14 protein-coding genes are annotated in these 14,843 nt (G+C 63.5%); 10 read left to right on the plus strand and 4 right to left on the minus strand.

Going from position 1 to position 14,843, the window contains the following annotated elements; all coding sequences use genetic code 11:
* Window positions 1–5: 5 nt before the first annotated feature.
* The 9 genes from BFQ04_RS25090 (at window position 6) to BFQ04_RS25130 (ending at window position 8,965) form a co-directional block, all read left to right on the plus strand.
* Window positions 6–332, plus strand: a complete 327-nt coding sequence (locus BFQ04_RS25090; protein WP_065953107.1) for an acyl-CoA dehydrogenase — start codon at window positions 6–8, stop codon at window positions 330–332.
* Entirely contained in the window at window positions 332–1,765 is a 1,434-nt protein-coding gene (locus tag BFQ04_RS25095) for an LLM class flavin-dependent oxidoreductase (RefSeq protein WP_065953108.1), read from the plus strand. Before BFQ04_RS25090 ends, BFQ04_RS25095 begins: the two co-directional genes overlap by 1 nt.
* A gap of 111 nt (window positions 1,766–1,876) precedes the next feature.
* A complete protein-coding gene (locus BFQ04_RS25100; protein WP_065953109.1) occupies window positions 1,877–2,725 on the plus strand; it encodes an AMP-binding protein in 849 nt (282 codons plus the stop codon).
* On the plus strand, window positions 2,722–3,492 hold the full coding sequence (locus tag BFQ04_RS25105) for an ABC transporter ATP-binding protein (RefSeq protein WP_065953110.1): 771 nt from the start codon (window positions 2,722–2,724) through the stop codon (window positions 3,490–3,492). Before BFQ04_RS25100 ends, BFQ04_RS25105 begins: the two co-directional genes overlap by 4 nt.
* Window positions 3,492–4,373 (plus strand): branched-chain amino acid ABC transporter permease, encoded by an 882-nt coding sequence (locus BFQ04_RS25110; RefSeq protein WP_065953111.1) that lies wholly within the window; start codon window positions 3,492–3,494, stop codon window positions 4,371–4,373. The genes BFQ04_RS25105 and BFQ04_RS25110 overlap by 1 nt, the downstream gene beginning before the upstream one ends.
* 4 nt (window positions 4,374–4,377) lie before the next feature.
* On the plus strand, window positions 4,378–5,427 hold the full coding sequence (locus tag BFQ04_RS25115; protein ID WP_065953112.1) for a branched-chain amino acid ABC transporter permease: 1,050 nt from the start codon (window positions 4,378–4,380) through the stop codon (window positions 5,425–5,427).
* Between the two features lie 19 nt (window positions 5,428–5,446).
* The gene (locus tag BFQ04_RS25120; RefSeq protein ID WP_065953113.1) at window positions 5,447–6,787 is read left to right on the plus strand and encodes an ABC transporter substrate-binding protein; all 1,341 of its coding nucleotides are present in this window, start codon (window positions 5,447–5,449) and stop codon (window positions 6,785–6,787) included.
* Window positions 6,788–6,790: 3 nt separating this feature from the next.
* Window positions 6,791–7,558: an ABC transporter ATP-binding protein gene (locus BFQ04_RS25125; RefSeq protein WP_065953114.1), complete on the plus strand. Its 768-nt coding sequence runs from the start codon at window positions 6,791–6,793 to the stop codon at window positions 7,556–7,558.
* 12 nt (window positions 7,559–7,570) lie between these two features.
* Window positions 7,571–8,965, plus strand: coding sequence for an FAD/NAD(P)-binding protein (locus tag BFQ04_RS25130; RefSeq protein ID WP_065953115.1), 1,395 nt, complete (start codon window positions 7,571–7,573; stop codon window positions 8,963–8,965).
* Between the two features lie 104 nt (window positions 8,966–9,069).
* Here the strand turns inward: BFQ04_RS25130 and BFQ04_RS25135 are convergent, their stop codons facing one another.
* From BFQ04_RS25135 to BFQ04_RS25150, 4 genes are read right to left on the minus strand one after another with little or no spacing between them, the layout of a single operon-like run.
* The gene (locus tag BFQ04_RS25135) at window positions 9,070–10,320 is read right to left on the minus strand and encodes an efflux RND transporter periplasmic adaptor subunit (protein ID WP_065953116.1); all 1,251 of its coding nucleotides are present in this window, start codon (window positions 10,318–10,320) and stop codon (window positions 9,070–9,072) included.
* A complete protein-coding gene (locus BFQ04_RS25140; RefSeq protein WP_065953117.1) occupies window positions 10,310–11,788 on the minus strand; it encodes a TolC family protein in 1,479 nt (492 codons plus the stop codon). The genes BFQ04_RS25135 and BFQ04_RS25140 overlap by 11 nt, the downstream gene beginning before the upstream one ends.
* Window positions 11,781–12,980: an ABC transporter permease gene (locus BFQ04_RS25145; RefSeq protein WP_065953118.1), complete on the minus strand. Its 1,200-nt coding sequence runs from the start codon at window positions 12,978–12,980 to the stop codon at window positions 11,781–11,783. Before BFQ04_RS25145 ends, BFQ04_RS25140 begins: the two co-directional genes overlap by 8 nt.
* On the minus strand, window positions 12,977–13,684 hold the full coding sequence (locus BFQ04_RS25150) for an ABC transporter ATP-binding protein (protein ID WP_065953119.1): 708 nt from the start codon (window positions 13,682–13,684) through the stop codon (window positions 12,977–12,979). Before BFQ04_RS25150 ends, BFQ04_RS25145 begins: the two co-directional genes overlap by 4 nt.
* A 354-nt stretch (window positions 13,685–14,038) precedes the next feature.
* On the opposite strand from BFQ04_RS25150, the gene BFQ04_RS25155 reads away from it, so the two are divergent.
* Entirely contained in the window at window positions 14,039–14,791 is a 753-nt protein-coding gene (locus BFQ04_RS25155; RefSeq protein ID WP_065953120.1) for a TetR/AcrR family transcriptional regulator, read from the plus strand.
* Window positions 14,792–14,843 lie beyond the last annotated feature (52 nt).

Here is a 14,843-nt window from a genome sequence, read left to right on the forward strand (position 1 = left end):
ATACGATGACCGCACTGAACCACGCACGCCAACTACTGGAAACCACCCGCCGCTTTGTCGAGCGCAGCGACGACCCTTACGTGATCAGCCGCTTCGGCGACTTGCAGATTCGTGTCGATGTGGCCGCCGCGCTGTTCGAGCGTGCCGAAACCGACCCGAGTCCGGTGGCCGTCACCGAGGCACAGATCGCGGCCGCCGAGGCCCTTATCGCCGCCAGCAATGCTGAGTTCGAATTGACCGGCCGCCGCACCGCGCTGCCGTCGCCGGTCGATGACCCGCTGCGCCGCAAATACCAGGTCGTCGGCAACTACCACCTCAACGGAGTGCTTTGATGTCTCGCGAAATTCGCCTGAATGCCTTCGACATGAACTGTGTCGGCCACCAGTCTCCCGGATTGTGGGCGCACCCTCGGGACCGTTCCTGGCAATACAAGGACCTGGAATACTGGACAGACCTGGCGAAAATCCTCGAGCGCGGTAAATTCGACGGGCTGTTCATCGCCGATGTGTTGGGCATCTACGACGTCTACAACGGCAACGGCGACGCGGCGATCCGCCAGGCGACGCAAGTGCCGGTCAATGATCCGCTGTCGCTGATCGCACCGATGGCCCTGGTCACCGAGCACCTGGGGTTCGGCCTGACTGCGTCGCTGTCCTTTGAGCATCCGTACCCGTTCGCGCGCAGGCTCTCCACCCTCGACCACCTGACCAAGGGCCGCGTCGGTTGGAACATTGTCACCTCTTATCTGGAAAGCGGCGCCAGGAATCTCGGCCAGAAAGCCCAGACCGAGCACGACGCCCGCTACGACTATGCCGAGGAATACCTGCAGGTTTGCTACAAACTCTGGGAAGGCAGTTGGGAAGAGGGCGCGGTCGTACGTGACCGCGAGCGCCGGGTGTTCAGCGACCCGCGCAAGATCCACGAGATTCGCCATGTGGGCAAACACTTCCAGGTGCCCGGCATCCACCTGTGCGAACCCTCGCCGCAGCGCACGCCGGTGCTGTACCAGGCCGGCGCCTCCAGCCGTGGCAAACAGTTTGCCGCCGAACAGGCCGAGTGCGTGTTCGTGGCCGCGCCGTCCAAGCTGCTGCTGAAAAAGACCGTCGCGGATATTCGCCGACGTGCGGCCGAGGCGGGACGTGATCCGCGCAAAATCCTGATCTTCAACCTGCAGACGGTGATCGTCGGCGAGACCGATGCGCAGGCCAAGGCCAAGTTCGACGACTACAAGTCTTATGTCAGCTACGAAGGCGCGATGGCGCTGATCTCCGGCTGGACCGGCATCGATTTCAGCCAGTTCAAACCGGACGAGCCGCTCAAACATGTGCATACCAACGCCATCCAGTCGGCGGTGGAAGCGTTTTCCACGGCGGATCCGAACAAGGTCTGGACGCCGAATGAACTGGCCAACTGGGTCGGCATCGGTGGCTTCGGCCCGCTGTTTGTCGGCGGACCGCAGACGGTGGCGGACCTGCTGCAGGAATGGGTGGAAGAGACCGATGTGGACGGCTTCAACCTGGCCTATGCGCTGACCCACGAGACCTTTGTCGACGCCGTGGAGTGGCTGGTGCCGGAGCTGCAGAAGCGTGGCGTGTACAAGACCGAATACGCCCAGGGCACGCTGCGCGAAAAGTTGTTTGGCGAGGGGCCGAGGTTGGGCGCCAATCACCCCGGCGCCGGCTACCGCGACCTGTCCGGTTCACACAAAACCCCTGTGGGAGGGGGCTTGCCCCCGATAGCGGTGGGTCAGGCAAAAGTGTCCTGACTGACACACCGCCATCGGGGGCAAGCCCCCTCCCACATTTGATCTTCAGCGTTTGACTTATTTCAGCCAGCGGACCACCGCACGCTTATCCACCAATAGGAGCAAACCCCTATGAGCGTGCCCGAACCCCAAGCCGCCCTGGAACGCCTGCACCACTGGGCACAGCTCACACCCTTGCAGGTGGCCCTGCGCCACAAACGCCAGGGCCAATGGCATGCCTGGCGCTGGATCGACGTGTTGCGTGCCGTCGAACGCGTGGCTGACGGCTTGCGCCAGCAGGGCTTCAGCGAACAGTCGCAGCTGGCGCTCAGCGGCGCATTTGAGCCAAACCTGCTGTTGCTGGCGCTGGCAGCCCAATCCGTGGGCGGGCAGGTGCTGACGCTGGCCGATGATCTGGAGCCGGCAGCCCTGGAGCAACAGCTCTGGCGCCTCCATCCCAGCCACGCCTGCGTGCAAGGTCGCCAACCCGATTGGGCATTTGCCCAGCGCGTGGACTTCGCTCAACTGCTCGGCCCGGCCGCCCCGTCGCAACGCCTGCAACGCTGGTGGCAGCCCAGCGCTGAAACCGTACTGTGGAGCGAGGAGGGCACCCACTGGCAAGGCGGTCTCGCCGCGGTGCTGGAGCAATGGCTCAATAGCGGCCACGGCCTGGCGTTTCCGGAAACCCTGGCCTCGGCGCAGCGCGATCGCAGCGAAGTCGCCCCCACTGGCCTGCTGCTGTCACCCGAGCGTTTGCAGCACCTGGCCGACGAGATCGAAAGCCGCCTCGCCGCCCACGGCACCTGGCGCCGACGCCTGTGTGAATGGGCCATCGCCCATCCACAAAGCGGCCTGCGCCGGGTGCTGAAAAACCGTGTGCGCAAGCTCCTCGGCTTCCAGCGCCTGGGCTATATCTGGCAGCCGCTTAAAGCCCCCGCCGAGCCAACCTGGCTGGCCGAATTCAAACGGGACATTGCATGAGCCAGGCTATTTTGCAGGTGCGCGATATTTCGCTGTCGTTCAAAGGCGTCAAGGCGATCAATGCGCTGTCGTTCGAGGTGCAGCGCGGCGAGATCTGCGCGCTGATCGGCCCCAACGGCGCGGGCAAGAGCTCGTTGCTCAATGTGCTCAACGGTGTGTACCGTTTCGACGCCGGTGAGATTGTGTTCGACGCGCAACACCTGCACCGGATCGACCCGCTGGGCGCCGCGCGCCGAGGCATCGGCCGTACGTTCCAGAACAATGCACTGTTCAAGAAAATGAGCGTGCTCGACAACGTCCTCACCGGCCTGTCGCGGCATATGCGCACCAGCCTGATCGAACAGGCCCTCGGCCTGCCCCGTGCGCGGCGTGAAGCCCAAGCGTTTGCCCTGCGCGGGCAGGGCATCCTTGAGTTTCTTGAGCTGCAAGCCCATCGCGATGTGCAGGTGGGCAACCTGTCCTACGGCCTGCAAAAGCGCGTCGAGCTGGGCCGTGCGCTGATCGCCGGGCCCAGCCTGTTGCTGCTCGACGAACCCATGGCCGGCATGAACGCGCAAGAGAAACAGGACATGGCGCGCTTCGTCGCCGACGTGAATCGCGACCTGGGCACCACCGTGGTGTTGATCGAGCACGACATGGGCGTGGTCATGGGCCTGTCCGACCATGTGGTGGTGCTCGACTACGGACGCAAAGTCGGCGACGGCACGCCGGCCCAGGTGCAGGCCAACCCCGACGTGATCGCGGCCTATCTGGGAGCGGTGCATTGATGATCTTTTTCTTCGAAACCCTGCTGGGCGGCCTGCTCGCCGGCACCCTGTATTCGCTGGTCGCCATCGGCTTCGTGCTGATCTACAAAGCCAGCGGCGTGTTCAATTTCGCCCAGGGCGCGATGCTGCTGTTTGCGGCGCTGACCTTCGTCAGCCTGCACGACCAGGGCGTGCCGTTTGTCCTGGCGCTGCTGCTGACGGTGGTGGTGATGATCGTCGGCGCCTTGCTCATCGAGCGGCTGGTCTTGCGCCCGCTGGTGAACCGTTCGCAGATCACCCTGTTCATGGCCACGTTGGGCCTGTCGTTCATCATCGAAGGCCTGGCCCAGGGCTTGATGGGCTCGCAGGTACGCGCGCTGGACCTGGGCATTGATGATGTGCCGCTGTTTGTCGGCCCGCTGATGCTCAGCCAGTTCGACCTGATCGCTGCGGCGGCTGCCGTGGTGCTGGTGACCGTCCTCGCGCTGCTGTTCAACAAAACCCGTATCGGCGTATCGCTGCGTGCGGTGGCGGATGACACCACGGCGGCGCTGTCCATCGGCATCAACCTCAACCGTATCTGGCAGATCGTCTGGGCCGTGGCCGGGATTGTCGGGTTGATCGCCGGGCTGCTGTGGGGCGCGCGCCAGGGTGTGCAGTTTTCGCTGTCGCTGGTGGTGCTCAAGGCCCTGCCGGTGTTGATCATTGGCGGTTTTACCTCGATTGGCGGGGCGATTGTCGGCGGGCTGATTGTCGGCGCGGCGGAGAACCTCGCTGAGGTCTACATCGGCCCGCTGATCGGCGGCGGGATCACGCCGTGGTTCGCCTACGTATTGGCCCTGGCCTTCCTGTATATCCGTCCCGCCGGCCTGTTCGGCGAGCGCGCCATTGAGCGAGTCTGAAACCATGTCGATCCCCGTTGCTCAAGAAACCGCGCCGCTGTTGTTGATCCAGCGGCGTATCCCCTGGGGCCTGCTTGGCCTGTTGGCGCTGGCGTTTATCGTGGTGCCGCTGTGGGGCAATGATTATTGGCTGAATGCGATTCTGGTCCCGTTTCTGGTGCTGTCGTTGGCCGGGTTGGGTCTGAACCTGCTCACCGGCTACACCGGGCAAACCTCGGTGGGCGCTGCCGGTTTCATGGCCGTCGGCGCGTTCGCCACCTACGGGTTCCTGCTGCGCCTGCCGGAGCTGGGCTTGCCGGTGGCCTTGCTCGGCGGTGGGGTTATCAGTGCTTTGGTTGGCCTGCTGTTCGGTTTGCCCAGCTCGCGGATCAAAGGCTTCTACCTGATGGTCACCACCCTGGCTGCGCAGTTCTTCCTGGAGTGGCTGTTCGTCAAATTCCCTTGGTTCTACAACTATGGTTCGTCCGGGACTATCTCCGCGCCAAAGCTGGCGCTGTTCGGTCATGACCTGAACACCCCGCTGGGTCGTTACCTGCTGACCCTGGTCACGGTGCTGTTGTTGACGTGGACCGCGATCAATCTGGTACGCAGCCAGGTCGGGCGCAACTGGATGGCGATCCGCGACATGGACACCGCCGCCGCCGTGGTCGGCATTCCCGTAGTGCGCTACAAGCGCCTGGCGTTTGCGGTCAGCTCGTTCTATCTCGGCATCGCCGGCGCGCTGTGGGCCTTTGCCTACCTGGGCACGGCCAGCGCCAGCAGTTTCGATATCAACCGCTCATTCCAGATCCTGTTCATCATCATTATCGGCGGCATGGGCAGCATCGCCGGCAACTTCGTCGGCGCGGCCTTCATCAGTTTGCTGCCGATCTTCCTCAGCCATGCCGGGCAGGCGCTGTTCGGCGGTTCGGTGGATGCGGGGCAGTTGCAGAACCTGCAGAAAATCATCTTTGGCGTGTTGATCATCGTGTTCCTGATCAAGGAACCCGAGGGCTTGATTCGCCTGTTGCACAACCTGCGTGACCGTGTGCGGCAGTGGCCGCTGCGTTTCTAACCTTCTCAAGAGAACTTCCATGCGTGCATCCTTGAAACGTTCCCTGCTCGGCACCGCGTTCGCGCTGGCGGCCCTGACCGGTGCTGTGCCCCAGGCCCTGGCCTCGCCGGACCAGCAATTCATTCCCCTGGCGACCTACCGTGTCGGCGCCTATGCCTCCAGCGGCGTGCAGGTGTGGGCCGGGATGATCGACTACCTGCGCTATATCAATGAAGTCGAGGGCGGCATCAACGGCGTGAAGCTGGTGTGGCAGGAGTGCGAAACCGAATGGACCGCGGAGAAGGGCATCGAATGCTACGAGCGTTTCAAGCATGGCCTGGATGGCGCGCCGGTCGCGGTGTACCAGCCCAACGGCGCGCCGGCCGCCTATGCACTGAGTGAACGGGCAGAGGTGGACAAGATTCCGCTGATCACCCTGGGTTACGGCCGCACCGAAGCCACTGACGGCACGGTGTTTCCCTACAACTTCCCGGTGATGCTGACCTTCTACAGCGAGGCCTCGACCCTGGTGAACTACATTGCCGCGCGCGAAGGCGGCTTCGACAAACTCAAGGGCAAGAAGATCGCCACGGTCTATCACGACTCGGCCTACGGTCGCGAAACCCTCGGCCCGTTGAAGTTGCTCGCCGACAAGTACGGCTTCGAGAATATCCAGATTCCGGTGGCCGACCCCGGCAACGAGCAATCGGCGCAGTGGCGCCAGGTACGCCAGGCCAATCCGGACTGGGTGTTCCTGCGCACCTGGGGCGTGTCCACCCCGGTGGCGGTGAAGACGGCGGCGCGCTTCGGCTTCCCGGTTGACCATATCATCGGCGATATCTGGGCCAGCTCCAGCGAAGACGTGCTGCCGGCCGGTGCTGCCGCCAAAGGTTATCTGGCGCTCACGCCGTACCCGGCAGGCAGCGACTTCGAGATCCACAAGCGCCTCAAGCAGGCGATCCTCGACAAGGGCCACAGCGACCTCAAGGACCTGAAGAACTTCGGCAGCGTCTACTACAACTCGGGCCTGGTGAATGCCGCCGTGGCCGTGGAGGCGATCCGCACGGCCCAGGCCAAATTTGGCAAGCGCCCGCTCAATGGCGAAGAGGGCCGCTGGGGTCTCGAGCACCTGGATATCGACGATGCACGCCTCAACGACATGGGCTACCTGGGCCTGATGCAAAACCTCAAGCTGTCGTGCCGCGACCATGAAGGCGGCGGTTCGGCGCGAGTGCAGCAGTGGGACGGTGCCAACTGGACACTGATCAGTGACTGGATCGCCGCCGACCGGGCGTTGTTGCGTCCGTTGATCGATGAAAAGTCCGCCGCGTTCGCCAAAGAGAAGCACCTGACGCCGCGCACCTGCAGCGGGGATGAATAAACCATGAGCCAGCCTGCCACTGAGCCAGGGCGTTCGGCGTTGCTGACGGTCGACGATATCGAAGTGGTCTATGACGGGGCGATCCTGGCGGTGGCCGGGGTGTCGCTGAGTGTGCCCAAGGGCGCCATCGTTGCGTTGCTCGGCGCCAATGGCGCGGGCAAAAGCACCACCCTCAAGGCCATTTCCGGGCTGGTGCGGGCCGAGCGCGCCGAAGTCAGCCGTGGCCGGATCGACTACGCGGGCCTGAACCTGGCGGGCGTAGAGCCCAGCCAACGGGTACGCCAGGGCATGGTGCATGTGCTGGAAGGCCGGCATGTGTTCGGCCAGCTCACAGTGGAAGACAACCTGCGCAGCGGCGGCTTCGTGCGGCGCCTGAGCCGCAGGGAACTGGCTCAGGATCTGGAGCGCATCTACACCTGGTTCCCCAGGCTCAAGACCAAGCGCCACACCCGCGCCGGCCTGACCTCCGGTGGCGAGCAGCAAATGGTCGCCATTGGCCGGGCGTTGATGACCCGTCCGGCCCTGGTGCTGCTCGACGAGCCGTCGATGGGGTTGGCGCCGATGATCGTGCAGGAGATTTTCGCGATCATCGCGCAGCTCAACCGCGAGCAACAGGTAAGCTTTTTGATCGCCGAGCAGAATATCAATGTCGCGCTCACCTATGCGTCCCGGGGCTACGTGCTGGATACTGGGCGGGTGGTGTTGAGTGGCAGTGCCGCCGAGCTGTTGGGACGGGGTGACTTGCATGACATTTATCTGGGCAAACAGTAAGGGCGAAGGTGCATGAGTGAATCGATCCGCAACGCTGATGGACTGATCATCGGCGGCGGCCTGAGCGGCACGATGCTGGCGGTGCAACTGCTGCGCCTGCCGGGCAGGCGGCGCCTGCTGGTGATCGAACCGCGTGCGCAACTGGGGCGCGGCGAGGCCTACAGTGCGGTCGAACTGGGTCACACCCTGAACGGCAATGCGGCGCGCATGAGTGTCGACCCGGACAATGCCGATGACCTGACCCAGTGGCTCACCGACTACATCGGCGCCGGCGGGTGGCCGGAGTCGGCGCAACAGCCTGTGCCCATCAGCGAACTGTTCCCGCCACGGGGCATTTTTGGTCTGTACGCGCAGCAGCGCTTGGCGCAGGCCAAAGCGCTGTCCGCATCCACCGTCGAGCATATCCGTGCAGAGGCGGTCGACGTACAAATCGACGCGGCCGGCGCCCTGTTGACCCTGGATAACGGCGAACGCCTGCGGGGCGCCTTTGCGGTATTGGCCACCGGCATGTTCCCGGCAGCGCGTACGCCGCAGACCGAATCCAGCGGCCTGAACGCGGCCGCAGTAGACCCCTGGGATGTGCAGGCCATGACCCGGCTCGACCCGCACTCGACCGTGCTGATCATCGGCTCCGGGCTGACCATGGTGGATGCCGTGGTCTCCCTCGAGCAGGCCGGGCATCGTGGGCCGATCGAGGTGTTCTCGCGCCATGGCCTGTTGCCCCATGTGCGCCGCCAGCCGCCGGGCTGGGACGACTTTCTCGGCGCTGATCACACGCTGCGCAGCCCTCGGCAGCTGCTGCGTGAAGTGCGCCGCCAATGCCGTATTGCGCTCGCCCAGGGTGTGGATTGGCAGGCGCCGCTGGACACGGTCCGGGTGCATATCGCAAGGTTGTGGAGCCAGGCGAGCGCACGCGAGAAACGTCAGTTCGTGCGCCATGTGCGGCCGTGGTGGGAAAGTCATCACCACCGTTCGCCGCCGTTGAGTGCGCAGTTGGTGGAACGGTTACACGCGCAGGGGCGGCTACGGATTCACGCCGCGTCGTTCAAGGGGCTGCTGCCTTCGGCCAGCGGCGTGACCATTGGCGTGCGTCATCGCGGCGAGCAGAGCCTCAGCCAGGTATCCGGCGCGGCGCTGATCAACTCCAGCGGCATCGAGTACGACTGGCGCCGCGTGGCCCGGCCGTTGCCGCAACAATTGCTCAAGCGCGGGTTGGTCCAGCCTGGGCCGTTGGCGCTGGGGATTGCGGCGGACACTTCTGGCGCGGTGCTGGATGCCCAGGGCCAGGTGAGTGGGCGGCTGTTCGCCATGGGCCCGCCATTGCGCGGAATGTGGTGGGAGAGTACGGCGGTGACGGATGTGGCGATCCAGGCCAAGGCGCTGGCCGCCAGACTCACACAAATTTAAAAAATGTGGGAGGGGGGCAGGCTCTGATGCCAGTGTAGGAGCGAGCAAGCTCGCTCCTACAGACTGGCATCAGGGCAAGCCCCCTCGCACATTTGGATCTGCATTTACTTTGAGATTTTCACCAGTCCGGGCTTGAGGCCAAACACTTCAACGCCCTGGGGCGTCGATTGCCCGGTCGTCACCTTCACCCGTTCCACCGGCTGGTCCATCGACTCCCGATATTCAACCGTCATATCGGGCCCGATCGCCGCGCTTGGCACCACAATCGCCTGGTCATTGTTATAGGTAACAATGGTCAACCGCGCACTCATCCCCAGCCGCACCTGCTGCACCTGCTGCGGCGTGAGGCTGGGGATCGACAACGTTACCGGAAACTGCGCGCTGCCCTGGCTGTCATTGGCGATCGCCAGGCCGCTGACCACGCTCACCGAACCCGTCAGCCGCTCACCGTCGAAACCATCGCCCATCACCTCCACCGCCTGGCCCTGATGCAGTTGATTGATGTCCAGTTCGGAGACCTTGGCGACGATTTTCAAATGTTCGATATTGGCCAGGCCAAACAACACCTGACCTTGACTGACCTTGCTGCCGGCTTGTACCGGTGCGTTGTTGCTGACGCCGCTTTGGGACGCAGTGCTGTTGCCGGGTGCGGGCACGACGATGCCGGAGAAGGGCGCCTTGACCTCCTTGCCTTCGAGCAGCTTGCGCAGGGCGTCGTATTTGACCGTGGCATTGGTCAGCTCTATATCGGCGATCTGTCGGTATTCGCCCTTGCCTTGTTCCAGCGCCTGTTGCAGTTCACTGCGTGCCGCTGCCAGGTCCAGTTGCTGCTGCTGGGTCTGTTGCTGGAGGTCGTCGAGTTCGTTACGCGGGATGATGCCGCGCTTGAACAGGTTTTCGCTTTCGGTGAGCTTGCGCCGGGTATTGCCGGCGTTCATTTCTGCGGTGCGCAGGCTGCGCCGGGCGCGGCTGACGGCGGCGCTGCTGTCCCAGTCCTGCATTTCCTGCACGGTGCGCCGCGCCTTGAGCTGAGCCGAGAGGGCGTCGCGCAGTTGCACTTCGACGGTGGCCGGGTCCATGCGTAACAGTACCTGGCCGGCCTCGACGCGCTGGCCTTGCTCAACCAGGTTGGCCAGTACATTGCCGTCGAACGGTGCGGTGAGGGTGACGGTGGTGTCGGGCTCGATCTTGCCCACCAGGCCGATCTGATGCACCAACGGGTCGGGCTTCACCGCCAGCCATTGTTCGTCACCGGCGCTGGCCGGGCTCTCGGCCGGGGTGCGCAGGACCAGCCCGACGCCTGCCACCAGCAGGATCAACACAGCGCCCAGCAGGCGTTTGCGATTAGTAGTCATTGAGGGCGATTTCCCAACTTTCCAGGGTCATGCCCAGCGTCAAGTCAAGCTGGGTCTGAGCGTTCAAATAGGCGATCAGCGCATTGAGCCGCGCGTTCTCGGCGTTGCGCAGGTCAGTTTCGAAGCTCAGCACCTGGAAGTTGGTGGAGCGCCCGGCGCTGAGTTTTTCCCGTTCAATCTCGATCTTGCGCCGCGACAGGTCCACGGCGCGCTGGGCGATCTCGTACTGGCGCCAGCGGGTGCCGAGGTCGCGCACCACATCGTTGACGCTGCGCTCGAGTTCCTGGCGGGCGTCGGTGATACGGATTTCCTGGTCCTCGACATCCACCCGGGCCCTGACTTCGGCCTGGCGCGTGCTGATATCGCCGATGGGGATCTGCACCTGTACGCCGGCGTAGCTGTCCCAGCTGCGGTTATGGGTGCGGCCATTATCGCTGTCGTTTGCGTCGCGCACCTGGTTCGCGCCTGCCACCAGGTCCACTTGCCAGCGCCCCGAATCCTTGGCGATCACCAGATTGAGGTCGGCCCGCTGGCTGCCGAGCAGGGCGGCAAGGTATTCCGGTTGCTGGCTTTGCGCGAGGTTGAACGCCTGGCGCTTGTCGATTTCCATGGGCCGGGCCTCCAACGCTTCGGTGGCGCGAATCGGTGTGGACAGGTCCAGGGCCAAGAGGCGCAACAGGGCCAGGCGACTGGTATCGAGCTGGTTCTGCGCTTCCTCCACGCCCAATTGCTGGGTGGCGATGTCGGCTTCGGTCTGCACGATCTCGAATTCGGCCATTCGCCCGGCGCTGATCAACGCCTTGTTCACCTCCAGCAAGGTGTTGGAGCGCTTGAGCGCGTCCTGCACGATCACCTGCTGTTCCTGGGCCCGCAGCAACTCGCGGTACGTGGCGATAATCTGGCTGATGGTTTGTGCCACGGTGGCCTTGAGGTTGAGACGGTTGGCCTGTTCCGCCAGGCGTGACAGGCGCAGCGGCGCGGTGGTGGCGTCCCAGCCGGCGCCACGCATCAGTGGCTGGATGATGGCCAGGTCGAGGCCGTCGCTGCGGTAACGGCCGGCACGGTCGGCGTTGTTCAGCTGCTGGGTCCAGGCCATGCTCAGGCGCGTACCGTATTCGCCGAGCAGGCTGGTGGACGGCGCCAGGTTGGCGTTGCGCGCGCTGTCCTGGGAACCGCGTGTGCCACGGTAATAACTGTTGAGGGTGAGCTTGGGGTTGAACACATCTTCGGCGACCCGCAGGTCGAACTTCTGCGCGACTCGCTGCAGGTAGGCGCTGCGGATCGCCGGGTTGTTGCGCAGGCCCAGGTACACCGCGTCGCCCAGGGTCAAGGTGGTCACCTGGGCATTGAGCGATACGCCCCGGTCGTAGCCGCTGCGGGTAGTGCTGGGCGCCGAGGGCTTGATCACCACCTCGGCGGCCATGGCGGGCAGGCTGATCAGTGCCAGCAGCAGTAACCATCTACTCATCGCGCAAGGCCTCCACCGGCTGCAGGCGTGAGGCCGAGACCGCCGGGTAGATGCCAAAGAACAAGCCCACCAGCAATGTACTGCCAACGCCCAGGGGCAGGGCGGACACCGCCAGGGAAAACGCCCAGCCCGACAGCCAGGCGTAGAGCCAGGCGGCGGTCATGCCCAGTACTGCGCCGCACACTGCGCCGACGGCAGTCAAGGTGATGGCTTCGAGCAGGAACAGGTTGCGGATATCCCGTTGCCGAGCGCCCAGGGCCATGCGAATGCCGATCTCGCGACGGCGCTCGGACACGTTCATCAGCATCACATTCATCACCCCGACACCGCCGCCCACCAGGGAAATCGCGCCGAGGGCCAGCAGCAGGTAGGCGAAGGTGCGGCTTTGGCGGGTCATGCCATCGATCATTTGCTGGGGCACTGTGATGTCGACGTTGTGCTCGGTCAGTTGTGGTTGCAACGCGGCGGCGGCGTCCCGTGCCACACGTTCCATGTCTTGCCCTGGCTGAGCTCGGATGATGACGTTGTTGATCTGCGGGTTGGCAAAGATGCGCCGCATGCCCTCGGCGGGAATGAACAGCGATTCATTGGCTTGCACCGGCATCAGCATCGCGCGTGGCTGGTTGCGCAGGATGCCGATGATCAGGAACAGGTAGTCGTTGATGCGCACGCGGTCACCCGGTTTGAGTGGTTCACCGGGGGCGCCGAGGGCCTGGGCGACCTGGTCACCGATCACGGCATAGGTCTGGTTGGCATCGAAGGCCGATAGAAAACGCCCCTCACGCACCACCAGGCGCATGGCCGCCTGCACATCCGGTGTGGTGCCGACGAAGTTGGCATTGGCGGTGCGGCCATGGAACACGATGGGCCCGCTGAACAAGCTGAGCGCGCCGATGTGCGCAATGCCCGGTACGGCCTGGCGCACCGCGCCCAGGTCGAGCCGGGTGCGCATCGGCACGTTGCCGCTGCCTTTGGGCGGGAACTGGACGATCAGGGTGTCGGTGCCCATGTCCTTGAAAATCATGGCGGCATCCACTGCGGCGTTATGGCCGATATTGATCAACGCGACCACCGACGAACTGCCGATCACGATACCCAGCAGCGCCAGCACCGAGCGTTTGCCCAGGATGCGCAGGCTGATAAACGCTTCATGCAGCAGTTGGCTCAGACTCTGTTCGACCCGCAGGCTCATAGGCGCTCGGCCTCGTGCACCACGCCGTTGCACACCAGGATCTTGCGCTCCAGCCGCTCGGCGATGTGCGCATCATGGGTGACGATGATCAGCGTCACCTGTTGTTCGCGATTGAGCGCCAGAAGCAGGTCCATGATGTCCTGGGCGGTGCTGCTGTCGAGGTTGCCGGTGGGCTCGTCGGCGAGGATTACCGAGGGTTTGCCGACCAGCGCCCGCGCGATGGCGACGCGCTGGCGTTGACCACCGGAAAGGTCGGCCGGGCGGTGGTGGGCACGCTCGGCCAGGCCGACTTGCTCAAGCATGCGCAAGGCCTGTTCCACCGATTCATGGCGGGATACGCCGCGGTAACTGAGGGGCAGCGCGACGTTGTCCAGAGCGCTGAGGCGCGGCAGCAGGTTGAAGCTCTGGAACACGAAACCGATCTGCTGGTTGCGGATCGCCGCCAGTTCATCGGGGCTGCTGTTGAAAATATCGTGACCGGCGAAGCGATACTGGCCGCAGTTGGGCAGATCCAACAGGCCGAGGATATTGAGCAGGGTGCTTTTGCCGGAGCCGGACGCGCCGAGGATGCCGCAGCTGTCACCGCTGGCGATGGACAGGCACACGTCATTCAGAATCGACAGGTGTTGCCCGGCAAGCTGATAGCTTTTGCCGATGCCCTGCAAGGAAATCAGGTTGGGGTGCGCGGAGGGCTCTGTGATCATGACTACGCCTGCCGTCTCAATGGTGCGGTGCTACCCCGTAAAACGTTGTAACAAGTTGGGGAGCTGACAGTGCCCGTCAGAGACTCATTATTTTCTTGTTTTTAAAAAATTCTTTGAATAGTAACCGCGTTCATTGCGCTTCGCCAGCGGTGGATTTAGAGCGGTTTAAGGCGTCGCAGTGACCTTTTCAAACGCATTACTCGGTGCGCGAAAAGCCGTTGGCCACCTTCGACATCGCGGTATGCAGAGGCTTTCGATCACATGGCACCGTGTCATTACTTGCATTCGAACGAAGGCCCCGGTATAAAAAAATCAAAATATTTTTTAAAACAATATTTCCCCCGTGGAACCCTTATGGCCGCGAAGAAACTCAGCGCTCCAAACATTACCAAGACTCGACTGCTGGATGCGACAGAGGCTCTCTTTATTAAGTACGGATATGACGCTGTTTTATTACGGCAGATTACCGAGCGTGCCCAGGTGAACCTGGCCGCGGTGAACTATCACTTCGGGGACAAGGATTCCCTGATGAAAACCCTGCTGATGCAGCGCCTCGAGCCGCTCAATGAGCAACGCCTGGAATTGCTGGCGCGTTGTGAAGCCGAAGCCGACGGCCCGCTCGACTGCGACACGCTGCTGGGTGTGCTGTTCGCCCCCGCCATGGGGATGGAGCGCAGCGATCCCGCCAGCGGGGAAGGGCGTTCATTCATTCGCTTCCTGGGCCGGGTCTATAGCGACACCTCGCCCTTCATCCAGGAATACCTCAAGGTCCATTACCAGCCGGTGTTCCAACGTTTCTTCGAAGCGTTTGCCCTGGCGCTGCCGGATCTGCCGCGCAACGAATTGGGTGTGCGCCTGCAATTTGCCCTCAAGGCGATTTCCGGGGTGATGGCCGGCACCGAATTGCGCCTGCTGATGAACTCCATGAGCCTGGGCCGCCCGGCCACGGACGCCGAGGTGATGGCCAAGCTGATTACCCTGGTGTCGGCGGCGATTCGGGTACCGCAACAAAGCGCCGAGGCCGAGGTAGCATTGGCTAAAGTGCTGCAGACCCAGCGGGCGATTCGCGAGCAGGCGAATGCCCCCGCCGCCACGGTTGCGCGCTAGGCCAAATCCAGGGCAAAAAAAAGCCCGCTGGGGCGGCGGGCTTGATATGCAA

The organism is Pseudomonas sp. 37 R 15, assembly GCF_900004865.1.
Lineage (GTDB): Bacteria > Pseudomonadota > Gammaproteobacteria > Pseudomonadales > Pseudomonadaceae > Aquipseudomonas > Aquipseudomonas fluorescens_AM.